At 46.0% G+C, this 21,678-nt stretch carries 29 protein-coding genes and 1 tRNA gene; 8 read left to right on the top strand and 22 right to left on the bottom strand.

Going from position 1 to position 21,678, the window contains the following annotated elements:
- Together ABIE11_RS20495 and ABIE11_RS20490 are read right to left on the bottom strand one after the other, a co-directional pair.
- Positions 1-431, bottom strand: a 431-nt coding sequence (locus tag ABIE11_RS20495) for a terminase small subunit (RefSeq protein WP_429185293.1), incomplete at its 3' end; no start/stop codon positions are given.
- A gap of 36 nt (positions 432-467) precedes the next feature.
- Positions 468-884, bottom strand: coding sequence for a hypothetical protein (locus ABIE11_RS20490; RefSeq protein WP_429185292.1), 417 nt, complete (start codon positions 882-884; stop codon positions 468-470).
- On the opposite strand from ABIE11_RS20490, the gene ABIE11_RS20485 reads away from it, so the two are divergent.
- Positions 883-1,437 (top strand): hypothetical protein, encoded by a 555-nt coding sequence (locus ABIE11_RS20485; protein ID WP_429185291.1) that lies wholly within the window; start codon positions 883-885, stop codon positions 1,435-1,437. The genes ABIE11_RS20490 and ABIE11_RS20485 overlap by 2 nt on opposite strands.
- A 91-nt stretch (positions 1,438-1,528) precedes the next feature.
- Here the strand turns inward: ABIE11_RS20485 and ABIE11_RS20480 are convergent, their stop codons facing one another.
- Genes ABIE11_RS20480 through ABIE11_RS20470 form a run of 3 tightly spaced genes read right to left on the bottom strand, consistent with a single transcriptional unit; the run spans position 1,529 to position 2,792 of the window.
- A complete protein-coding gene (locus ABIE11_RS20480; protein WP_429185289.1) occupies positions 1,529-2,044 on the bottom strand; it encodes a hypothetical protein in 516 nt (171 codons plus the stop codon).
- Positions 2,041-2,577 carry a lysozyme gene (locus tag ABIE11_RS20475; RefSeq protein ID WP_429185288.1) on the bottom strand — a complete coding sequence of 179 codons (537 nt, stop codon included), beginning with the start codon at positions 2,575-2,577 and terminating at the stop codon, positions 2,041-2,043. Before ABIE11_RS20475 ends, ABIE11_RS20480 begins: the two co-directional genes overlap by 4 nt.
- A complete protein-coding gene (locus ABIE11_RS20470) occupies positions 2,577-2,792 on the bottom strand; it encodes a class II holin family protein (protein ID WP_000286102.1) in 216 nt (71 codons plus the stop codon). The genes ABIE11_RS20475 and ABIE11_RS20470 overlap by 1 nt, the downstream gene beginning before the upstream one ends.
- A gap of 223 nt (positions 2,793-3,015) precedes the next feature.
- Here ABIE11_RS20470 and ABIE11_RS20465 point away from each other — a divergent pair, with 223 nt between their 5' ends.
- A complete protein-coding gene (locus tag ABIE11_RS20465) occupies positions 3,016-4,155 on the top strand; it encodes a nucleoid-associated protein (RefSeq protein ID WP_429185287.1) in 1,140 nt (379 codons plus the stop codon).
- A gap of 5 nt (positions 4,156-4,160) precedes the next feature.
- Positions 4,161-5,387 (top strand): hypothetical protein, encoded by a 1,227-nt coding sequence (locus ABIE11_RS20460; RefSeq protein WP_429185286.1) that lies wholly within the window; start codon positions 4,161-4,163, stop codon positions 5,385-5,387.
- Here ABIE11_RS20460 and ABIE11_RS20455 read toward each other — a convergent pair.
- The 14 genes from ABIE11_RS20455 to ABIE11_RS20390 all read right to left on the bottom strand — a co-directional run bounded on the left by ABIE11_RS20455 (position 5,368) and on the right by ABIE11_RS20390 (position 16,020).
- Positions 5,368-5,724, bottom strand: coding sequence for an antiterminator Q family protein (locus tag ABIE11_RS20455; RefSeq protein WP_429185285.1), 357 nt, complete (start codon positions 5,722-5,724; stop codon positions 5,368-5,370). The genes ABIE11_RS20460 and ABIE11_RS20455 overlap by 20 nt on opposite strands.
- 9 nt (positions 5,725-5,733) lie before the next feature.
- Positions 5,734-6,753 carry a DUF968 domain-containing protein gene (locus ABIE11_RS20450; protein WP_429185284.1) on the bottom strand — a complete coding sequence of 340 codons (1,020 nt, stop codon included), beginning with the start codon at positions 6,751-6,753 and terminating at the stop codon, positions 5,734-5,736.
- Positions 6,753-7,121: a RusA family crossover junction endodeoxyribonuclease gene (locus ABIE11_RS20445; RefSeq protein ID WP_429185283.1), complete on the bottom strand. Its 369-nt coding sequence runs from the start codon at positions 7,119-7,121 to the stop codon at positions 6,753-6,755. The genes ABIE11_RS20450 and ABIE11_RS20445 overlap by 1 nt, the downstream gene beginning before the upstream one ends.
- Positions 7,112-7,312, bottom strand: coding sequence for a hypothetical protein (locus ABIE11_RS20440; RefSeq protein ID WP_429185281.1), 201 nt, complete (start codon positions 7,310-7,312; stop codon positions 7,112-7,114). The genes ABIE11_RS20445 and ABIE11_RS20440 overlap by 10 nt, the downstream gene beginning before the upstream one ends.
- 415 nt (positions 7,313-7,727) lie before the next feature.
- Entirely contained in the window at positions 7,728-7,961 is a 234-nt protein-coding gene (locus ABIE11_RS20435; RefSeq protein ID WP_429185279.1) for a DinI-like family protein, read from the bottom strand.
- Between the two features lie 441 nt (positions 7,962-8,402).
- Positions 8,403-8,834 carry a hypothetical protein gene (locus tag ABIE11_RS20430; protein WP_429185278.1) on the bottom strand — a complete coding sequence of 144 codons (432 nt, stop codon included), beginning with the start codon at positions 8,832-8,834 and terminating at the stop codon, positions 8,403-8,405.
- Positions 8,824-9,711, bottom strand: a complete 888-nt coding sequence (locus ABIE11_RS20425) for an endonuclease/exonuclease/phosphatase family protein (RefSeq protein WP_429185277.1) — start codon at positions 9,709-9,711, stop codon at positions 8,824-8,826. Before ABIE11_RS20425 ends, ABIE11_RS20430 begins: the two co-directional genes overlap by 11 nt.
- 840 nt (positions 9,712-10,551) lie before the next feature.
- Positions 10,552-12,672, bottom strand: coding sequence for a hypothetical protein (locus tag ABIE11_RS20420; RefSeq protein ID WP_429185275.1), 2,121 nt, complete (start codon positions 12,670-12,672; stop codon positions 10,552-10,554).
- A gap of 343 nt (positions 12,673-13,015) precedes the next feature.
- Positions 13,016-13,270, bottom strand: a complete 255-nt coding sequence (locus ABIE11_RS20415) for a DUF977 family protein (RefSeq protein WP_429185273.1) — start codon at positions 13,268-13,270, stop codon at positions 13,016-13,018.
- Positions 13,271-13,273: 3 nt separating this feature from the next.
- Complete coding sequence (locus ABIE11_RS20410; protein ID WP_429185271.1) at positions 13,274-13,693, bottom strand: PerC family transcriptional regulator; 420 nt, start codon at positions 13,691-13,693, stop codon at positions 13,274-13,276.
- 14 nt (positions 13,694-13,707) lie between these two features.
- Positions 13,708-14,253 (bottom strand): replication protein P, encoded by a 546-nt coding sequence (locus tag ABIE11_RS20405; protein WP_429185298.1) that lies wholly within the window; start codon positions 14,251-14,253, stop codon positions 13,708-13,710.
- On the bottom strand, positions 14,165-15,205 hold the full coding sequence (locus tag ABIE11_RS20400; protein ID WP_429185269.1) for a DnaT-like ssDNA-binding domain-containing protein: 1,041 nt from the start codon (positions 15,203-15,205) through the stop codon (positions 14,165-14,167). The genes ABIE11_RS20405 and ABIE11_RS20400 overlap by 89 nt, the downstream gene beginning before the upstream one ends.
- A gap of 27 nt (positions 15,206-15,232) precedes the next feature.
- Positions 15,233-15,787, bottom strand: a complete 555-nt coding sequence (locus ABIE11_RS20395; RefSeq protein ID WP_429185267.1) for a toxin YdaT family protein — start codon at positions 15,785-15,787, stop codon at positions 15,233-15,235.
- Positions 15,788-15,789: 2 nt separating this feature from the next.
- Positions 15,790-16,020, bottom strand: coding sequence for a transcriptional regulator (locus ABIE11_RS20390; protein WP_429185265.1), 231 nt, complete (start codon positions 16,018-16,020; stop codon positions 15,790-15,792).
- Between the two features lie 122 nt (positions 16,021-16,142).
- Here ABIE11_RS20390 and ABIE11_RS20385 point away from each other — a divergent pair, with 122 nt between their 5' ends.
- On the top strand, positions 16,143-16,547 hold the full coding sequence (locus ABIE11_RS20385; RefSeq protein WP_429185263.1) for a helix-turn-helix domain-containing protein: 405 nt from the start codon (positions 16,143-16,145) through the stop codon (positions 16,545-16,547).
- A 316-nt stretch (positions 16,548-16,863) separates the two neighbouring features.
- On the opposite strand, the gene ABIE11_RS20380 is transcribed toward ABIE11_RS20385, so the two are convergent.
- On the bottom strand, positions 16,864-17,334 hold the full coding sequence (locus ABIE11_RS20380) for a hypothetical protein (protein WP_429185261.1): 471 nt from the start codon (positions 17,332-17,334) through the stop codon (positions 16,864-16,866).
- A gap of 369 nt (positions 17,335-17,703) precedes the next feature.
- Between ABIE11_RS20380 and ABIE11_RS20375 the strand changes: the two genes are divergently transcribed.
- From ABIE11_RS20375 to ABIE11_RS20360, 4 genes are all read left to right on the top strand, one after another.
- A complete protein-coding gene (locus tag ABIE11_RS20375) occupies positions 17,704-17,886 on the top strand; it encodes a DUF1482 family protein (protein WP_429185259.1) in 183 nt (60 codons plus the stop codon).
- 176 nt (positions 17,887-18,062) lie between these two features.
- Positions 18,063-18,272, top strand: a complete 210-nt coding sequence (locus tag ABIE11_RS20370; RefSeq protein WP_429185300.1) for a hypothetical protein — start codon at positions 18,063-18,065, stop codon at positions 18,270-18,272.
- 32 nt (positions 18,273-18,304) lie between these two features.
- Entirely contained in the window at positions 18,305-18,583 is a 279-nt protein-coding gene (locus ABIE11_RS20365) for a DUF4224 domain-containing protein (protein WP_409255621.1), read from the top strand.
- Positions 18,522-19,550, top strand: coding sequence for a tyrosine-type recombinase/integrase (locus ABIE11_RS20360; protein ID WP_429185296.1), 1,029 nt, complete (start codon positions 18,522-18,524; stop codon positions 19,548-19,550). Before ABIE11_RS20365 ends, ABIE11_RS20360 begins: the two co-directional genes overlap by 62 nt.
- A gap of 103 nt (positions 19,551-19,653) precedes the next feature.
- Here the strand turns inward: ABIE11_RS20360 and ABIE11_RS20355 are convergent.
- Positions 19,654-19,741 (bottom strand) — tRNA-Ser (locus tag ABIE11_RS20355).
- Positions 19,742-19,886: 145 nt separating this feature from the next.
- A complete protein-coding gene (locus tag ABIE11_RS20350; protein ID WP_429185257.1) occupies positions 19,887-21,515 on the bottom strand; it encodes an ABC transporter substrate-binding protein in 1,629 nt (542 codons plus the stop codon).
- Between the last annotated feature and the right edge of the window lie 163 nt (positions 21,516-21,678).

Below are 21,678 nucleotides of genomic sequence, written 5' to 3'. Positions count from 1 at the left end.
TCCAGTTCCGGAAAGCGCCGCTGAACCGACAGAGGTATTCCATCAAGGATACTGGCAATCTCTCCGGCTATCCGCGACAGCACGAACGTGCAGAATGCGGTCTCCACCACCTCAGCGGACTCTTTTGCATTTTTTAGTTCCTGAGCATCAGCCTGGGCTCGGGTAAGCCGATGGCGCTCATAATCAATCGTGCCTGGCAGAAGGTCTGATTCTGAATCAACTCTCAGCTGTTCAACCTCTTTGCGCAGCTTTTCGTTTTCTATCGCTGCGTCTCGCGCGGAATACCATTCAATTGCGGCGGCTGAGTCATAAAGCACTTCATTCCCTTTACCGCCACCGCGCGCAACTGGCATTCCCTGATCCTGCCAGTTCTGGATCGTGCGAATGCTGACACCAAAAATCTCTGAAAGGCGTTTTTTATTGACCTCCATGACGAACTCCAGGCGAAAAACAAGGTAAGGAAACCATCACGGGTAAAATGACCTCAACCCGGCTTCGACACTTCCTTTCTTTTGGTAGGTTATCGCCAGTAAAAACAATAATTTATAAAGAAGAAGAACGGAAACGGCAAAATCCTGAAAATTTTCATAAATAGCGAGAACCTGCGAGGTCGCCGCCCCGTAAGCATCTAGAATGTCCAGAAGGACCCAAACAAACTTAGCGACGATTTTTTTAAATACAGCGATATTACAATGGGTTATAATACCTGGTAATTTAAAACAACTTAACTCAAATAAAGAACTCAAAATGTTAGAAAATTTCGCAAAAATAATTGTAATTATATTCATGTGGAGTATTTCAATAATTTTATTTGATGTTTTCATCTCAAGACATCTAATAATAAAATACGAACTAGCAACCATAATTGCTGGTTTAAGTTGCATGACATCAATCTTAACTGTTTATCTAGCATTTAGCATTGCCCAAAATTGGGGTGCTGAAAAAATCAAAAGCGCCGTATTCCAAGGAGCAACAGATTATCTTGTATTTTCAAATTCCATTATTGGAGTTGTAACATTCCTAGATAAGAACATTGAAGCGAGAATTGGTTATCTTAATAATTTCTACGGAAGAAACGGGACATTAACCAAGGAAGACGAATTAATCAAAGAATGTAGAGCCTTCTCCAACTCCACACAGGAACTACGTTACCAAAACTATCAAAGCCTATACAAATCATTACGTTATCATAGCGTCACCGATACTAAATTCAAAGATTACATTGAAAACTTGCATCGAGCCTTTTCTGCATACTTAGGTTTTTTAGAACAACCAATCATACTTAGCAACGGTGCGTTTTCAATTAACCCGAAATTATATTCGGCCAAAAAAGAAATACTAGCAGATGAAAATGAAGTTATTGCCGACTCTTTAAGCAAACTTAAAACCGATGATTTAGTAGACTTAAAAATGGCAATTAAAAATATAATCAATTGAAATATCGTGTGTCTTTCAGAACTCTACTTTCTGAAAGACAATAGCTTGATAATTAGAAATAAATAAAAATACGCCACGTCGTTTACATACATTATTTCCTGAAATTTTCTATACTCCGAATACTGGCGAGATCATTGTTTCCCTTCTCGATGACCGCCAGTAACGGCTTAATCCACAAAACCGCCTGGCAATACGTCATTGAATTGGTGGCAAAGGTACGATCATCGGTCTCGTCAGGTCTGCTGGTAGCGGAGTGCATTGCGCTGGAACGTAGACGGTACGCGTATTCGAGCAACCCACCAGCGATATCAGCAGGAACAGGCAAATCACAGGTTTTTTCACGGCGGAGAATCTCTCGGTATTCGATTACGGTTTCTTCGGTGCTGGTGTCGATCAGGGAGTTAAGCCTGTAGGCATGTTCTGCAACCTGATTGAATCGATTGAAGTTGAATGCCTGGGTGGCGATCACCTGCCCCTGCAAAGAGTTATCACTTCGCAGAACGTCGTTATCGTTCTTAAGGCTACTGGCGTCTGAGCAACTCTTAACGAGAGCGACCGAAAGGCCAGCAATAACGACAACGCCTATAAGACCCGGATAAATTTTCATTGGTCCAGCCCCCAGCACGCCAGCGCACTTTCCTGATCGCGCCGCTCGACCTGCCCATAACAGCCATTCTTCTGGCCTTTAGTCAGGCGGCAATCACGTCCACCGTCCTTAATCCACCAGCGGATTGCCTCGCATGCACCTATGCGGTCGCCTGCATTGATGCGCCGATAAAATGTCGAAGGGAAGCATTTACCGGGACCAATGTTGTACGGGCAGAAGGATGCGATACCCACCTTCTGTGGCTCTGTCAGAGGCACTTTGATATTACGATCAACCCAGGTTAATGCCTTATCGCGTTCAATAGCGTTAACTTTGCGGCATTGTTCCTCAGTGGCCGTCATACCTTTAACAACACGCCTGCCATCGATGACGGTCACGCCGTGACATAGAGACCAGACCCCACCCGGATCCACTACGGCCACCAGCGCATTACCTTCTTTCTCACTGATGAATTGGTCGAAAATAAATGGCGCAGTTGCTCCGGACGCGATTAGCGCCAGCACTGCTGCGCTGAGCTTTGACTTATTCGACATCACTCACCTCGCGCAGCTTTGCGGCGATCCGCTTTGATTTGGAAGTACAAACTCGTCAACCACGTCAGCAAACCAAACATGAGGCTACCTAACACACCAATGGCCGCCCATTGTGATGGGGAGACTTTGTCGAGGAGCTGAAGCAGCCAGTATCCGGTCCCCCCTCCAGATGCTCCGTATGCAATACCCGTAGTGATTTTTTCCATTCGATACATGCTCTCACCTCGCTACGTTGCGGGTGCGTGTTTTAGGAATAAAAAAGGCTACCAATTGGCAGCCAAGGAAACGTCACAACCCGCAAAAAAATGACGGATGTTTATGATTAAGTGATGTGACTAAGTTAAAACTCTTAACACATTAAGATAGATTTTGCGTACGCGTTAGTTTTTTATTAATCTCATACATAAATTACGGCTTTCAGACAAGGGCGTCTAAAAAATGACCAACATTACTATCAGACACGTCATAGTGCATGAGTTGATAAAAGAGTCCAATAAAGATTTTAATCATTCAAAACCATATAATTTACGTGACACAGAACTCGTTAAAACTAACGAGATAGTGAAAAAACTCGTTGATGGAGTTATAGATTTATATGGCTCGAAAGGAAATTCTGCGCACTATGGGATTTTCATTAATGAAAAGACTAAGCAGGGACCTGTGCCTGGTTTGTTTCATGACTATTCTTTAGTAAAAGATTCTGTCTCAAAGGATTTTATAAGCTTAACTAAACAAGTCATGAAAGAAATGTATCATGCTGCTATGAGTCAACCATGGGCGTCTGGAGGTTATGTTGTTTTCACAGACTACATCACGTCTGGTTTTCGTTATTTGTTAGTAACAATGATAAAAAAAACCAATGGTGTAACTATAAGTGATAAACTCGAACCCGAAGAAATGATTCATCTGGAACTAGGGAATATTAATCAAGCTGCAAAAATAAACTTTAGAAATTACGAAGAATATCAAGTTGCGGATGATCTTAAAAAAACCGAACTTAGTTATTTAAGCTTCATTAGCAAAACTACCGGGCAATCAGCAGCAGCTTACTTTATAGCCGCCCTGGGATGTGATAAAGGTATTGCATCTGCTGGCGCGACCAGAAAACTTCCTGATGAAATCAGGCGTTTTTGCAGAGCTGCACCTGCACTGAAAGCGCATGCTGACATGCTTAGAAACGACGTTATCAAGTACTTAGAAAAACAATTTGAAAATAAACACTCAGCTAAACTTTCAGACATTGAAGCTGTAGCAACTAACCATATGTCTGCAATGGACGAGAGTGAAAGAACATCATTAGTTGAAAAACTTATGAAGCATCTAAATAGTGAAGAAGTTCGCATTCCTTCTGAATTCGTTATAAATAAAACCTCCTTAGATAAAATTCGCAATGTTATTTATAAAACACCTTCATTAAGTTTTAACTTCGATAAAGACTTGCTAGGCTCGACTATTGATGCGAAGGTATATTATAATGATGAAAGTGCAAGCTTAACTTTTAATAATTTACCAATAGAAGCAGTTACGAAAATTAGAACCGCATTAAAAGAATTAAATAACCCATGTGATGGTGATTAATTAAAATGAATGATTTTTGTTTGGTGGTAGAGTTGTATAGGTTATCAAATCACCCGTATTTTGATGGTGATAAATTCTCTGCATGCCTTGATTTTACCACAACAACAAAATCACTATTTGAAAAATTGTACAATATAAATCCTCAGTTTGGTTCTTTAGATGATGTAGAAGTTGACGGAACCCCATGTTATGCGACAGAGGATTTCCCAGAAGCAGGGAAAAAGCTGGAATTTACATTTAAAGTTAACCAAGGTAGTGCTAATCGTTTTTATAAAAAACGAAGTGATTTCGTAAAAATCCACACATTAAAAAAAGGGATGATGCCAGACTTTTACTATATAGTCGAAGATAATTATTATTCTACAGACAATCAAAAGCCCCTTTACATTCAAAAAATAGAAAGTATTTGCAACCTTATTTTCAATCTTTCTAAATTAGCTCATTTTCATGATATCAAACATGATAGTAAAGGCACCTTTTTTAGACTCGTATTTGTACTACACTCCGAGTCTAAATCAACTTCAATAGTAATAGAAACTAATTTTTCAGAAGACGTTGTGGATGATAATATTATTAATCTGGATTTAATAAGGTCACTGGTCTCACTAGAATCGAGTGCCGACATTCACTACATTGAAAAAGTTAACACATTCAGAAACACAATCATTGAGTACGTTGAAAGAAATGGCAACTCATTCTCAGAAATAATTAAAAACTGGGATGACATCTGTCAGTTATATTCCAATAATTTAGCCTCGTACATGTCTGCCTTTTCTTTCCACAAAGCCAGAAAAGAAGTTGTTGATGCTGAAATTGAATATTCAGAGAAATTGTCAAAGATCATATCTGACATCTCAAGTAAAGCATTGGCAATACCTATTTCATTAGCAGCATCTTTGGCTATCTTTAAGCTTACAACAAACTCAGAATGGATTATTACTTTCGCGGGCGTGATTATCACAGCAGTAATTTCATCCGCTATGCTATTATCACAAAAAAAACAATTGGAGCGCATCTCACACTCTAAAGATGTTTTGTTTAAACAACTAAACATTCGAATAAAAGATGATACTACCGACCTTAAATGTAGCCTTCAAGAGGTTATTGAAAAGTTAAATGATAATGAAACTTTCTGTAGAAATGTTTTAGACTGCCTGTTATCTCTTGCATGGATGCCCACTTGCGTAGGCATCGTGGGGATATTTTTAAAGTTTATGCCTCCTGTACATTGAGAATACAGATAATACCATCAACAAAGCCCAGCGCAGACTGTAATTCTTTCCTGACCGTACCATCAGAGCATTTCCTCTTTTTGGCAATAGTGCGTAATGATATGCCCATAACAAAATGTGCAATTACTAACTCGTATTCTTCGGGTTTATATTTCTTTAGTCTTGTTAGGCACCCATCAATTAATATACCCTCATCGTCATTACACTGAAGTCGAGACTTTTTACCATGTGGCAGAAGACCCCTGAAACCTGCAGCAATGGGTTGCCAGTCAACGCCATTATTTTCATCGGCAGCCCACGCCCCCCAACGATCCATTTTTTCATACATATCGCTCATAGGTTCTCCTTAAGCCAGAACGCCGAGCGCAAATGCCCGGTCCAGCACGTTTTTAATCATTTCTAGCTGTGAGCCATATTTGCGCTCGAATGCCAGGCGGTCGTTATGAAGTTCGGTATGATGTTTTCGGCAAAGTGGAATGGAGAAAATGTCGTGCGCTTTCGTTGCCATGCCACCCTGCCCCCATCCGATTAAGTGCTGCGGGTCGTCTGATTGCTGCTGGCAGCATTCGCAGGGCTGTGTTTTAACCCAATTCAGATAATCGCGATTTTCCCAGCGCAGGCGCTTTGGACGACGCATAAAAGATTGAGGCGGTGCCGGATCCACTATCACGACCACCAGCGGTTCTGTTAGCGTATCAGGCAGATCAACAGCTGAAACTAATTCGCCAAGGATGCTGGTGGCCGTTACTGCAGGTGTAATATCGCTTTCGCGTCCAATCTCGCTTTCTTCGGGTAAACGAAGCACTTCCCGAGCACAACATTCCGGTAAAGCATCCGTTACTGACTTACGAACAGCCCACCAGCTGAGTTCCGCGAGGGAAATCTCGCGACTTTTGTCGATACCGAGACAAATACGAATAGAATCCAGAACAAAGGCAATTAGGTTTCTGCGTGCCAGTTCTGCCAGCGCCTCGGTACGCTGCTCTCGCAGTTGGTTGTCGCAATAGCCACAAAGCAGGATAGACCCCGGCTCATGGTGCATGATGGTTAGTTCGTGATAGTGGTAATCACTGTGAGCGTACTGGCAATTTCCGCCGCCGTACTTCAGCAACCAGTAATCAAGCCCGCTTATTCCACCGGCTGCAATCAGGACCTTTTCATTCAAGAAGAAGCTTCGCAGCTGCTCGTTGTCTTCCAGTGGCTGCCGCGCATCCGGAACACGACCAGTTTGATACTCGGCCATACTTTCTGGCTGGCGCTCGATCAGGATTCTGCCTGCTGTGAATAACTCCATCAGTTCCCTGCCCGGCTTCAACAGCACGACACCAAGTTCTCTCGCAATCACAGGTTTCAAAAGCGCACGCATTACTCGCTCTCCTTGATAATGATCTGCCCGTTTTCGCCCCAGAGCTTCGTTATCCTTGAATCCCAGATATGCTTGTCGTCTTCAAAGAGCGCATCCATCAGAGACTTCAGCAGATTATCGAGATCGGGTTTGCCCTGATGAGGCTGCCCGTTCATTTCTGCGCGCTTCTTTTTGCTCCAGCTCTTCGGCATCGGAAGAACGAAGGTAACGTGTGAATTTGATTCAGGCATGCAGATGCCCATGAGCCGGACGTGATCGCAGAAGGCACGGTAACGCATAACTTCAGGGCGCTTCTTCCATTTGTCTGCACGCGTCATGCGGGGCTTACCCATGGGGAGGATGTTGTAGACTGTCACGATCATCCCCATGTCCGGGAGCGCATGCTTTGCGCTGTCTTAGGTGAGGATTTTTGCTGTGGGAGTAATGCGCTGACTATCCAAAGCCGAGGATCAGTATCGAGGCTTTTCTCAACGGGAACGCCTTTAGACTGATAGCGCGCCACCAGCTCATTGGCTTCTTCGGTTGTCAGTCCGGAGTGAGTGAACCAGCTTTTCTTCATGCCACCCCCTGCAGGAATGACATCAAAAGGAAATCGCTGGCCTTTTGAGGGGTCAGTAGGAATTTATTCTGGTTTGGTGTTTGCGCCATGGTGTCTCTCCAGTGGCGCAGCAGGTATAGGGTGTTCAGGCCTATGACGGGAGTGTAACAGAATTCTTGGAAACGCGATAACCAGCCCGCTCAAGCATCTGCGTAAAGAGTGTCGGAGTTCCAACCATTTCATCATCCTGCAACGGCATGAATGATACTTCATCACCACGTCTGTACATGAGTGCGCGCGCGCTGTCAGGAAATGAGTGTAGTCTTGCAACGATTACCCCATCGTGGCATCTGATGACCGCGTAGCCCCTGTTCGGTAATTCTTCTTTTGGTTTCACCAATCCCCCCTCCAAACTGGAAAGTTATTGCATGCTGTATCAATAAAACCAGTCGCCTGCGCTTTCCCAAGTCTGCTGGAGGATTTCCTCAACCTTCTTCTTAACTTCCTTTTCGCCACTGTAAACGTTTAACCCATCCGAGCCTGCACGGCTTATAACCAGACTGCACTCATCGAACTGAGTCTGGAGTCGTTTTAATAATTCTTTTTCCAGCGCCGGGACCGCGCCATTTGGAAGTTCTTTAGTGCGATCAATGGTTAATTCAACTTTCATAAATGCCTCCGCTGCTTTAACTGTATGTTTATACAGTACACTGCGGGGTGAGTTTGATCAACGCCTTAACCGCACAAATTGCAAATAGCCACATCATTTGAGGAAAGATGAATCGCTGTTAGCGACTGTCGAAAAATAATTAGAACATTCAATTATATATATTGAATTAATTTCACACCACGCAAAAACAGCGTTCATCTACCAGAAACTTTGGTAGTCGCATGGCTCGAGGGGGTCCGCTTCGTGCCAGAAGCGGAAGTAATAAACGACTGTAAGAGGTGATCACCGGGGAGCCGTTCGCGAGTGGCATCGAGGTAACAGGTCCGCAGTCTGCAGACCTGTTTTATGGTATTGGTAATAAGGCGTTTACGGTAAATAGGATTATTGTAATAATACTCTTGTTAGCCGGTTCATTACAGATTAATCAAGCAAACGAATAGACTAGAATGGAATAAAATCACTGTCTTCGGATATTAATTTCATAATATCTATTGACTTTTTTTCTATTATGACAGCAACACATTCTTTCATTTCGTCAACATCGCTGCATTCAAAATATTCACTTTCGGTTTCTAACTGTAAGGGATAACCTGTTGAATCGTTAATACTAAAACCAAATAATACTATTCCTGAAGAGTAATCGCCATTCGATTTCTTTTTTAATCGAATTAGCTTCGAGCAGTCTTTATATGAAGGGATAACTGGGTTGTTTTCCATGATATAATAATCGATGGAGTCTGAAGTTAATTCTTTTAGTATATCTAACACTGAAGACATGTCCTCCTCTATCCTAGCTTTTAACTTCAGTGTTACATTTGCTTTTTCCAATGAATTTCTTAATCTAGTTATAAGTTCTTCGTTTTTAATGGTCATGATGAATCCTGCAAAATATAGGGTAATGATCAAAAGATTTGAAGAATCGTTGATCTAAACATAGGTTATCCTCACTCATGACTCGATGAAAATCAAGGCTATTCATATCTAATCGTAGGCATTTATCGCCACCAAAAAGGAATGAAGAAGAAAACAGCATTTGATCAAAGACATGCCATCTGTTGGCCGAGCCTGATTTGTAGTGATAAGTACCAATGTTATTTGTCTTTTTATCTGAAAGAAGATACCAAAATGGGTTGAACAGCAGTTTCCTTTTCTTCTGTATCTGGTGGTAGTCTCTGGTTGCATATAGCTTATCACTTATAGCTACAGAATATGGGTTAGTATTGTAATCGCCCATACATATTATCTGTGAGTCACTCCCGTGATCATCCATTATTTTTGTAATATTATTACGCAACGCCTCCGCTACATCTTCTCGAGTTTTTTCTGTTGCGCTTAAAACTGATGGCCAATGAGATAGAAATATAGAAAGTAGATTGTCTGTTTTAATGTCTTTGAATACAGTTCTAACACCTACACGTAATGTTCGATCATCTGGCTGTATTTTTGTAATGTATTTGTGTGATATGAATTCTAATTTTGATGCTTCATACATAATTGATATATCAATTATGACCCTTCCCACTGTGCCAGATAAATCTAGGTACTCTAAATGTAGCTTGTCAGCCAAATCTTTAAAGTCAATTGCTTCATCGTCTGATATTTCGCAAATACCAAAGAAATCAACACTTTTTTCTTGTGAGATTTTCTTTATATAATGTTTAGCCAGATTAATAGCTTCTGTTTTATCTTTTTTTTCTGATTTGACAGGTGGAGATATTCCAATATTCCACCAACATAAGTTCAGTTCCATAGCAGTATGTATCAGTAATTTTTTCTCATTATATTGTTTTTGTTATCAATTTTGAATAGGTTTGGGTGCGAAGAGGCAAAAAAATCCTTAACTATCGTTTCAGGGATGACTTACCCTACTTATCAATCAAAGAAAAAACCTGACAAAGTGGAATTTCAGGAACTATATCAATCTGCAACCTCATGAATATAGTGACTTTTGTATAAGACCGTAGATATAAGGACGCTGTATGAGAGCATGGTATGTGATTTGTAGCGGAATGACGTGTTGGACCCTATTCATCGAGGACGACAATAAAATCTGTTAGTATGTTCCTCTCTTCGTCAGCCTGGCAGATAGCGACTTTGATCAAGACAAACGACTGCACTTCATTCGAAGGGTCAGATCCTGGCACTCTTTCAGATCACTTGTGCCCGCGAGTGTGTGTTGCGTAATATGCTGTCTTGCGGCTATGTCTCGCACCCTGCTAGCGCTGACTATACTAATCCCTTCAGGCCTTGAACGCGCTCATCAACACGAGACTGCTTAAAGCGGTACCGTATTCCTCTAGGCATATTTCACCGAGACATCACTATTTGAACCCTCGGTGGACTTGGGAACGCTGCAGCGGTTTATTGTGCTCCTCATAGCTCAATGTAAGAATGAACTCCGAACTTCCGCTCATCGCTCACAGCGGACCTTCACCTCAGTTACCTGGTCCGCTTCGTGCCAGGAGCGGACGTTAATGAGAACAATCTGTGGCAAGCAACGGGGGGGGGGGTTAGTCAAATAGACTGGACTGACCCCGCCTTGGTAGACGATCCTGCCCTATAGTTGGAGCATGGATTTCTCCCCGAAGCATTAATCAGATTGGCGGCGCACCTCGATTTCAACAATGTGCCGAGGTGTTCGCCCAAGCCGATGCTCGCCGTTGGCGACAGCGATGATGTCCTCATGCTCGTCGCCAGCCCACAGGCCAACAAGCTCGCGCAGAAAAAAATCCGCGTAGGAGCAGCTGGCGTCCCGCACCTGCAACGCCGAAACAGTGCTTTTGCTCGTGTGCAACTGGGTCAAATTCCTAACGAGCCGCGCAGGGGCAACCCAGAGAACCGGGCGAGACGAGGCCGGAGTCGCGAACAGATAGTAGGCGTGTTCTGACTGCTTGAGTATGTCCTCGCACTGCTTCAGGTTGATGTCTACCGTCGAACTGAACCCCTTCCCCGATTTAGTGCCTCTGCGCTTTTTCACCTGCATAAGGGTCGCACGCTGAATAACTGTTTCTCCCTTTTCCACGATACGACTCAGGAACAGCATGTCTGCCCCCAGCGGAGCACCGGCTGGTGTATTCGCCCCTTCCTCCCGCTTGCTGGGTTGACGTACCTTCACTGTTAGGCTCGGATACCTCCCCCGCGCCGTAATCGAGAGTTGATGCAACTGGCTGCTCACATTGCCGATCGCCTCCATCGTCAAAGTCAGGAGGCGCGCCGTATGGGCTTCCTCGTCCTCTCCCCAGGTCTCCGAGTATTCGCGACAAAATTTTTCCTCAATCTGGCTAAGCGCCCTATAGATGACTTGCTCCACGGAAGGATCGCTCAGCCAAGTTTGGGCTCCAACGCTAGGCAACTCAGCGGCTCCGTCGCCCCGGTCTACCGGCCCCTCTAGGTCCAGTGCACCCTGCTTAGACCGTAGTAGACCCTTGCATCTCAGTTGCAGTTGCCTTACATCAGTGCTTACAAGCCGATTCGCAAACGCCAGATGTTCCTCGTCATCCATCAATCGCAAAAGCACTGGCTCGACTTCGGCGAATGCCGTCTGCTCGAGCCAAAGGCAAGCAAAATTGAGGAGCCCCTGGGCTAATTCAGGATCCTCATTCACCTGTTCGAATAGATCCTGTCGCCAGGCCTCGCGGGCGGCCGGGCCTAGTTGTGTCCACAGCGATTCTCGGACCCACGGCAGAGATGGCAATTCTCTGAGGCTGGCAGCAACTCTTTGCTGGCTAGACCGCGCTGGGTCTCCAACTTTGTGCCAGGCCGCCGCAAGCGCGAGGTCCGAGGGTATGGTGTCCACGTTCAATGTAGCAAGCTTCGAATAGGCTTTGGCAACGCACACCTTGATATAGTCATACTTCTCTCTCTTCGAATGGATGTTCAAGCGCAGGAACAAACTACGTACATCCTCCGGCAAGATCGCACAGCAATGTTCGATTAGCTCAGGAAAGACTGTCGGAGCGGCTCGTTCAAAAACCTGTTCACAGACCCGCCGGCACGCCTGCACCTTCGACGAATTCTTAAATAGAGTTAAGACGACCTCAGGCATTCTGTTGCTTGAATAGTCCAACGGTCTGTCGATATTTTTTTTCAGGTAGTCGAATACACACTGCCAATACTGCTGGATCAGTTGATCGAAAGCCCAACTTTTCTCTCCGTGAGTAGGGGCGACTAGTTGAAGAACATGGATGCAATCTTTTTCGGACGTATTGACCACCAACGCCTTCATGATGTGATGATCGGCCAAATATTTATTCCGATATGAACGGTTTTCGAGCAACCATTCAACCCAAATAGCACGCGGCTCGATTTTCGCTACAATGGTTTCGCGTAACGCCGAGGGGTCGCCATTAAGTATGCTATCACTGAAGGTCTGCTGGGCGCACCGGTAAGAAGTTTGGTTCAAGATAGAGCACGACTTCTCGATCCCCGTGGATCCGTGTCCGAGAATTTTTAAGGTCAGCGCTATCTGCCCGTCCTGTGCCGCGATCTCGAATTCTTGAATAAAGTTCTCACGCGCAGTAAGCGAATAATATTTCCAATGCGTAACACTAGTACTAGAGTTTTCAGTTAATAGGTGGGAGTAGTCCAAATGAAGCATGTCTTTATCAATGGTAAAATACCGTGCGAGGAATTCGACAAGCGGCTGAGCCCAACCTTCCAACGAAATACTGGCAATTGGCGATTTATTTTCGAAATCAATTTTTACGGACAAGATGATCCCCTTTCCCTGTAGCTGGCACCGACGACCTTCGCCATAGTGGTCTGCAAATTCTCAATAAGTCTACTGTAGCCAAATCGGAGGCGGTTCAAGGCCCCCCCTTAGACAACAGATATTATAGAATTCCGTTGAGTTTTTTATTACTTCTACCTAAATAAATTTGCATATTACCGATCCACTTTAGCCAGACCATAGTTGACCTGTTACCAGTTACTTGACACACGGCATTGTGAGCAAGATTCATGATGATTCAACTACGGACTTCTGCTCTTCGCTCATAGCGGACCTTTAAGAGTTTGTAGATGCCGCGGATAGCGGCAATCTTTTTACATCAGCCTTATGTTTTGTTGTGTGAAAAGCGTTTCAGGTCAAAGTCGATAACAGCACGCTGATCACGGAAAATGCCGCACCGGCCATAACGGATAAGTTCTCCACGCTGAACGGCTGTACGGATGTATTTCTCCGCAGTCGTGCGATGCAGATCGAACATCGCAACGACGTCATTTGTCGTGGTGCGTCCATGCTCCTTCACCAACTCGATGATCCGCGTGATGATTTGAGCCTGCTCACTTTGTGATTTAGGTCTCGGCATCGGTTATGCCCTCCCCGCCTGGCGCAGGCAGTCTTTGCGACGCTTAGCAATACGGGCAACCTCAACAGAACTCCCTGCGATCCCAAACATATCCGTATACACAGCTGCAGCACGTCGCCACAGGCCCTTCTCCTCAAGCTCCTTCGCTTTTTTCTCGGCAGCTTGCATCATGACCGGATCGCTTTTTTCAACCATGCACGGAAGTACCACCTCAGGAATTTCCGCATCAGAGGCAGCCGAATAAGTAAACTGAACGCTGTTACGTGTCCGGTTTAATATCCCTTCGTCACTTAACTCTCTCAGTAACTTCCCAGCTGTAGCGGCATGCATATCAAGCGCCTCGGAAACGTCGCCAACTGCACAGTTCGGTTGGTAGCGTACAAAAACTGCCACCTGCTCTTTTTGGGTTAAGGATTTGGTCATTGGTCAATACTCGATTAATTGGTTAAACCTGCCGCTTTGCGGCGCTTATACTCTTCCATCAGCAGCTGTGCCGGAGTTGGCCCTGCCGGATGCTGCGGTGCAGCAAGCTGGCGACGAATTGGTGGAACCGACAGCCCGTTGATTACGTGCTTCGCCCATTTGGTTAACAGCTTTTCAGCCAGTTTTTTAAGTTCCCCCTCAGTCATCTGGCGCTCAACGCCAGTTCTGCGCATTTCGATGCAGATGTGATACAGCACAGGCTGCGCCCACGGATATTTATCACTCCCCGAAAAACGATAAGACTCGTTACGCCAGCGACGATACTCCGTCATGACCCGTTCAGATGTCAGCCCGAAGGGATTAGCTCCACTCTCTGAAACCAGCGAAACAAACTCAGCGAGATCGGGGGGCCAGGTATTACCTAATGCGCAGCGCTCCATGCATTGCTGACAGACCAATTTGATCTGCGCCTCAGTCATCGAACCGATCTGAGCTATCCAGAGGGCCGTAGGCTCTGCCCCATTCTTCTGCGTCCAGCGGTTTGAGAAGATTTCCCCCATCACCTGCCATAACCGCCACGCCGTCTCCGTCGCCATCAAGTCCGTTCCGGCGTCGCCACTCTGCGTGTGCGGACTGAATTTGCTGTACAGCTCGGGATGCTGTTGGTTCTGATTGAACTGCCGCATTTTGCTTTCCTCCGGTCTGTGGTTTTAGGTTCGTTCTCACACGCTGTACATGCCTGGCAAATTTCTGCTCCCACTGCACCTGAGTAAAGACCTTCCCCTCAGACATCCAGTACGACGTGAACTCTGCGAGCTCGGTAACGAGATAATCAGGATCAGGCAAAGCGATCCCCCACATAGCCGCGCGCTGTCGAAACTCTCTGGACGGCAACCAGGAGCATGACATTGTGAATTTACCGATCGGTTCATTCATGCCTTCCAGGTAACGTGGGGCAGTTGGCTCTGGCGGTGGAGCTACCCCACCGGGGATTTCTGTATGTCCTGCGCTAAGAGAGGGGTTTATTACTTTCCCTTCCGTATCCGTATCCGTATCCGTCAGTGAGGGATCATTGACCTCTCCATGAGTACTCACTGAGTCTTCACTGAGGCCTCGATGATTGGTGTTTGAATTACCCCCGACATCCTTGCCCGATTCAGTGAATTCAGGAGGAAGCGGTATTTTTGTGGCCGACGGGCGATTGATTTTCTGATGCTTAAGAAATCCTTTTATTTGGAGGTAATTAACACCACTCACTGAATACTCACTGAGTAGTCCATGAGTTATCAGTTCTAAAAGCAGCGGTTCACAATCAATCATGTCAGCCGGGAATATTTGCATCTTGAGCCGTTTAGGTGAACGCTCAAGACACCCCATATCGTTTGCGAAGTTAAACAACCCGATAAACAGTAAGCGTGCTGGAATTGAACATTCCACCACCTTCTCATCTGTCCAGAATTCAGGTTTAACTGTTCTGATGCGGGCCATCAAAAACCTCTTTTTAACCAGCATCGCTGGTGGTCATTGGTCAAAACTCGATTAAAAAAATTGCGGCGCTACGGCGCTGATGCTCGCTAGTAGTGGTCCCGCCGCGTCAGCAGGTAACATGTTGAATAAAGCGATTGCTGCTTCCCGGATCTCCTTCTCAAGCTTTTGCAGCGGTGCGCCCAGCAACTTCGCCTGATGCGCCTCACTGCATTCTTTGATTGCGCTCGCCACCAGCTCGGCTTCCGTTCTGGCGTTACTGAGTCCATGCTTCCTGGCGATCTCGATGGGCATAGCAGCGACGATTGCCCCCGATAGCTGTATGACGTAAGCGGTGTATTTCTCCGAGCCACTTTCATTTCGCAGATATCGGAATAAATTCTGCTTGTTGACTGCGATACCACGGCCCCCTTCCTTCGCCCACTGCTCGGCCACCAGCTGCGAAATCTTTTCCTGTGACTGACCGGGTAAAGTAGATTCCCACTCTCGAACTGCTGCCTGAACTGAACGGTGTTTAAAGTTGTCTCGCCGACGCACCTTAAACTGATTTTTTGTTTTCAACGGCCCAGCCAAATGCTGGGTATGATGTTGATAAGTGGCTGACTGCATGATTAAGCCTCCCTTTGAGGTAAACCATCTGTTGGATTGGGATAAAGATCAGGACGTAATTCATGTGGAATTACTTTCCAGTCTAAAACCCTGCATGCGTTAAGTACCTCGGTGCTGGCAACCTGAGTACGAAACCAGACAGAAACGGTTTGTGAGTTTTTGCCCAAGCGGCGAGCCAGTTCGGATTGACTGCCACAGAGCGAAATGATTTTTTGTTGAATATGTTCTTTCATGCTTCCTCCCAATTTATAAATCACATCATTGATAAATAATTTGTCAGTGTCAAGAAACTTAATCAGTCACATCTGATAAGAAACTTTGTATGCTTACTTATGGGTTTGATTTGGATACGAACATGAACTTCGAACAAAGACTGTTACGAGCTCTTGATGAAGCTGGGATATCTCAATCTGAGCTGGGCCGAAGAGTGGGAGTTAACTCACAAACGGTCAGTAACTGGTGCAATACAGGCAACTTTCCACGTAAGGAAAAGTTGGCGTTATTCCCCGAAGCGTTGGGTAAGCCGCTGTATTGGTTCTTTTTAACTGATGAAGAAGAGGTACTTCTCAACGCGACCAGCGCAAGCAAAACGGTTTTAAACGAGAAACAAGCTGCGTTGTTAGAGGTTTTTGATCAGTTGCCTGAAGTTGAGCAAACCAAATTCATACAGTTAGCCAGTGACCGCTTAGAAGAACTCGATAAATTTATGGCTGAATTCCTCAGCAAGAGAAAGATTGAGCCAGCCCCTTCCAAAGACTAACCTCCAACGATACTGAGGCCGCTATATGCGGCCTTTTTTTCGTCTAGAACCTTGCCAATAGCACCTACAAAAACAATCAATGCAATTATATTTGTCAATTATACATTGACGACTGACATATTTATTTGTAGTCTGATTTTAGAAAATCAGTCATCAAGGCAGGAGGCCCACGAAGTAGCTGCCGGCGGCATACGAAACACCGGATGAGATGGCAAGACATTCGCGCAGCAGGTTTATCGTTCCGCCAGCCTAGCGTTACAGGCATAAAAAAAGCGCCCATGAGGACGCCTTGCTCTTTAAAAATCAGTTTGGTGAGTCATTCATCTTTAGGTAAATCGCCAGCAATCCAAGAGGCAATTTTTTCTGGGATGCTTAAGCGAATGTCTAATGATTCCGATGACCGGCCCATAGCTATCAGTGCTCGTTTATATGCAGCATCGCGCAAGAGGCCAAGTGTAGGATTATCGCCCTCCTCTGCTCTTAAGTAAGCGGCGTGAAGGTCTTCATCCGAAACTGAGGATGGCTTGTTAATTAGTTCTTTCATTTTCTTTGCCTGAACTTCACAGAGCATAGCAATTTTGCCTGGTTGCCAGACAAAGCTGATAGCTGAGATGCCTGCTACTACTGCACCAAAGGTGGGCGAACTACCGTACGCAGCAAATATTGCCGACCCGAGCATAATCTGTGCAAAGGACATAAATCTGTCCAGCCGATTGTAAAAAGTGGCTTGCATCGTTTCGATATGAAATGAATATCGAATATTAAAAAGCAATGATTCCCGGGTCATGAATTACCTCACGGTGTTGATGGCGGCCTCGGCGATGGCGCTGGGCGATATGGGACTTGCCCATCAGGCATAGGACGATCTGTATCACCAAACTGATTAATACGCATTTTATCCTCCATTGGAGATGTTTAAGCATTTGATGGAGATAACCACACTGGCATGTGGCTTTCGTGCGCCGGACACGGATAAGATTCCGGCAAGATGATGTTAACACATTCTTTATATTCAGAATTACTAGAGGGAATTTCTTATGATCGATTTCTCACGCAAAAAAACAGGCTGCCAAGCCGTACGCCTTAACCTGTTTGAAGTTCTGGTCCGCAAGCTTTGCTATTTACTTGCACAGAAAGGTAATCCAGAGCTAAACGCATGAGCTCGTTCTTTGCATTGATAGTTACTGTCTGTGCCCTCACCGGGGAATGCTCAGACATCATGCTCGGCGTTTATCAGACCGAGCCTGCTTGTAATGCAGCTGCCGCAGAGCAGCACGTTAAAGGAGTGTGTTACCCGTACAAACCGGCTGAAGACCAACAGCCAACTTTCAAGTTTTAATCGAGTTGTGATCAATGTCTGTTACCAGCCCCTAAAAGCACAAAACCCGCGCAAGGCGGGTTAAGTACCCGGTCAGCCGACCAAAGCTTTCCGGAATCGAGTTTTGACCAATGACCACTACCCAAGGCGGCAATCATTAGCTGCGGGTATTTTACAACCAAAATTAAGGGCCCGATATGGAATTCTTCCATTTAATCAAAGCGACCCAGAAATCAGGAAAACAAGATGCAGTTCACTGGCAGACACACAAAACGGAAGCTCGCGCCAATCTGGCGCTGAGTGTTGCTCTTGTAGATGAAGGAATAGTAACCGTACGTGGTCAGGGAAATAACAAACCCGTGCAAACTGATTTTCAATTTTCACTGTTTAATCCACCAGCCAGTTAATATTCGCTGGCTGGTTATCGGAGGTGATAGCCATGCATGAACTTACACTGTCACCAGCGGAAATTGCAGAAATTACGGGCTATCGGCGTTACACAGAACAGCAACGGCAGCTGCGTTGCCACGGTATTCCATTTACCACCGATGGAAAAAACAGGCCAATCGTTCTGCGTCGAAATCTGGCACCAAATACGACTGAATTACCAAAGGTTGACGAATATGTTGCAACAGAACCTAACTTCGACGCCATTTATGGGAAGACCACGCAAGAACCCAAAGGACGCTCAGCTTCCTCCTCGGGTTACCAAAAATAAATATAGCTACGTCTGGAAGCCAAAAGGGACAAAGCTAAGCGTTACTCTGGGTAAAATTCGTGATACCAGCATGTCAAAGCTTTGGCAGCGTTATGAGGAGGAAAAGGCAAAGCGCCACGACGTCATGACTTTTTCCAGGCTGTGGGGGATGTTTCTTGCCAGCCCGGCTTTTACTGATTTAGCGATCAGAACCCAGTCTGACTATAAGCAGCATCAGAAAAAGTTACTGGCTGTCTTTGGGAGCATGAAAGCCGACGATATTAAAATTGAGCAGGTCCGTATTTATATGGATAAACGCGGGATGACCAGTAAAAACCAGGCCAATCAGGAAGTGTCGAGTATGTCTCGGGTGTTTGGTTGGGGTTTTGAGCGGGGATATGTAAGGGGAAATCCCTGCAGGGGTATTAGAAAGTTCACACTCTTGGACCGCGACGTTTACATCCCTGATGAGGACTACTTAGCAATCTATGAATGCGCCAGAGCGGAAGTGCAGATAGCAATGGAGATATCTTATCTCTGTGCGGCGCGCGAGGGTGATGTGTTTGATTTACAGATCCCAGACCTACGCGCAGACGGCATTTTCATCGAGCAAAACAAGACCGGGAAAAAGCAGATCAAAAAATGGACGCCACGCCTGCAAGCAGCTATCAACCTGGCAAGCAAGCATTTTGCGAACAAGTCAGCATCTGGTTACGTTATTCCTTCACCCACAGGTGGAAGGATGAACAAGAAAACCTTCAATACCTGGTGGAATAACGCAAAGAAAGCCGCAGCTCTAAAACTGGGCAGGTCAATTCCGGGAACCTTCCACGATATTAAAGCCAAAGCTATTTCAGATTATGAGGGAAGCAGTAAAGAGAAGCAGTTGTTCAGTGGACACAAAACGGAAAGTCAGGTTGTGACTTATGATCGGAAGGTGAAAATTTCTCCAACGCTGGATGTTCCAATGATGGGTGAGGAGGGGTAAAGAGAGAGACTACGACAGGAAAATATACCAAGTGAATATACCAACACCATACCAACACCCCAAAGAACAAAGGGGCTACCTTTCGGTAACCCCTTGTTTAATTTGGCGGAAGCGTAGAGATTCGAACTCTAGAACCCTTTCGGGTCGCCGGTTTTCAAGACCGGTGCCTTCAACCGCTCGGCCACGCTTCCGGTATGGGGCGCACTATAAACACCTCCGTACTTCGTGTAAAGCATCAATGTGTTCGTTTGCTTCAAAAATAGCCAAAACGGTGTTAATCGGTTGAAATAACAACGCATTGACTATTTTGTCAGCACAAAATAGCCCGTTTCCGGCTTAATGCTTTTTGATGTACATGTCCTTCGTGAAGTAATAACCCAGTTTATCCGGCGTAAATCCACCCACCCATGGCTTAATCAAATGCGTACGGACGTAGTGATACACCGGAATAGCGGGCACATCCTGGCCCAACAGGTCTTCCGCCTGCTGGTAGAACTTGCCACGCTCCTCGGTCGTTTTTGCTTTCGCCGCATCCACCAGCGCTTTGTCATAGGCCGGGTTGCTGTACTGGCTGGTATTTTCGCTGTCGCCGGTGCGGAAATTGTTCAGGAAGGTTGCGGCGTCATCGTAGTCGGCAATCCAGGCGTAGCGCACGGCATCAAAATTGTGCGTGTGCATGGTGTCCAGCATGGTTTTCCACTCCTGGTTTTGCAGCTTCGCTTCCACGCCGAGATTTTTCTTCCACATTGAGCTGGCGGCGATGGCGATACGCTGATGGGATTCCGACGTGTTATAGAGCAGATTGAAACTGAGCGGATGGCTGTCGTTGAATCCCGCTTCGCTGAGCAGTTTTTTCGCCTCTGCGATGCGTTTGTCGATTGGCCAGCTCGCGTACTCCGGCGCCTTAAGTTTCACGCCGCCGATGTCCGGCTGACTGATCACCCATGCCGGGCGCTGCCCCTGCCCTAATACTTTCTCGGCGATAATGTCCTTATCCAGAGCCATGTTTAACGCTTTACGCACGCGCATGTCGTTGAACGGCGGTCGGGTGGTGTTGAATTCGTAGTAATAGGTGGCAAGCTGCGGGGAGACATCCAGCTCTGCGCCCAGCGTTTTCTTCAGCTGGGCAAATTGGTTGATGGGCACCGTATAGACGATATCAATCTCACCCGCTTTGTAGCGGTTCACGTCCGAGGCTTCAGAGGTGATCGGCAGATACGTCACTTTATTGATCACCGTGTGGGCGTTATCCCAGTAGCGCGGGTTACGCTCAGCAACGATGCGTTCGTTGACCACCCACTGTGAGAGTTTGTACGCGCCGCTGCTGACAAAGTGCTCGGGTTTGGTCCACTTGTCGCCGAAGCGGCTTATCAGCACTTTATCGACCGGCACCAGCGACGGGTGCGCCAGCATGGCGAGGAACGCCGCATTCGGCTGCGTCAGCGTCACTTCGAGAGTGGTGTCGTTAATCGCCTTCACGCCCAGCGTGTCGGGCTTTTGCTTGCCCTGCGCGATATCGGTCGCATTCACAATATGCATGTTACCAGGGTAGCTGGCGTAGGGTGACGCGGTGTTAGGATCAACCAGACGCTGCCAGCTCCAGACAATATCCTGAGCGGTAATAGCAGAGCCGTCACTCCAGTTGATGCCAGGACGCAAGTGGAAGGTCCAGACGGTGTTGTCTTTATTTTCCCATTTCTCTGCCAGGCGCGGCTGAATCTCCCCCGCCGGTGAGACACTCACCAGCCCTTCGAACAAATCACTGATAATATTGAATTCGACATCGCTTTCGACTTTGTGGGGATCGAGCGATGCCGGCTCGCTGCCGTTATTCCTGACCAGTTCCTGTTTCTCTGCCAGCTGTGTTCCTGCTGGTACACTGGCCGCCCAGGCCGTTGTGCTGGCGCACAAGATCCCTGCCGTCAGTAAAGAGAGTGTAAAGTGAGTGCGTGATGCTGATTTCATTGTTTCGCCTTATTGTGGGTTTTTGACGATGCGTATTCACTCTTAGCGCTCAAAGATAAATAAGGCAATATTTTTCAGTAACCTATAAGATGTTGATCTGATTAAATTCGTCAAACCGATATTCATTCTGTTGAAATGGATTTCTTTGAAACAAAGCACCATC

Origin of the sequence: Lelliottia sp. 489 (assembly GCF_050435885.1) — a bacterium.
Lineage (GTDB): Bacteria > Pseudomonadota > Gammaproteobacteria > Enterobacterales > Enterobacteriaceae > Enterobacter > Enterobacter nimipressuralis.
This window is presented reverse-complemented; position numbering and strand designations above follow the sequence as displayed.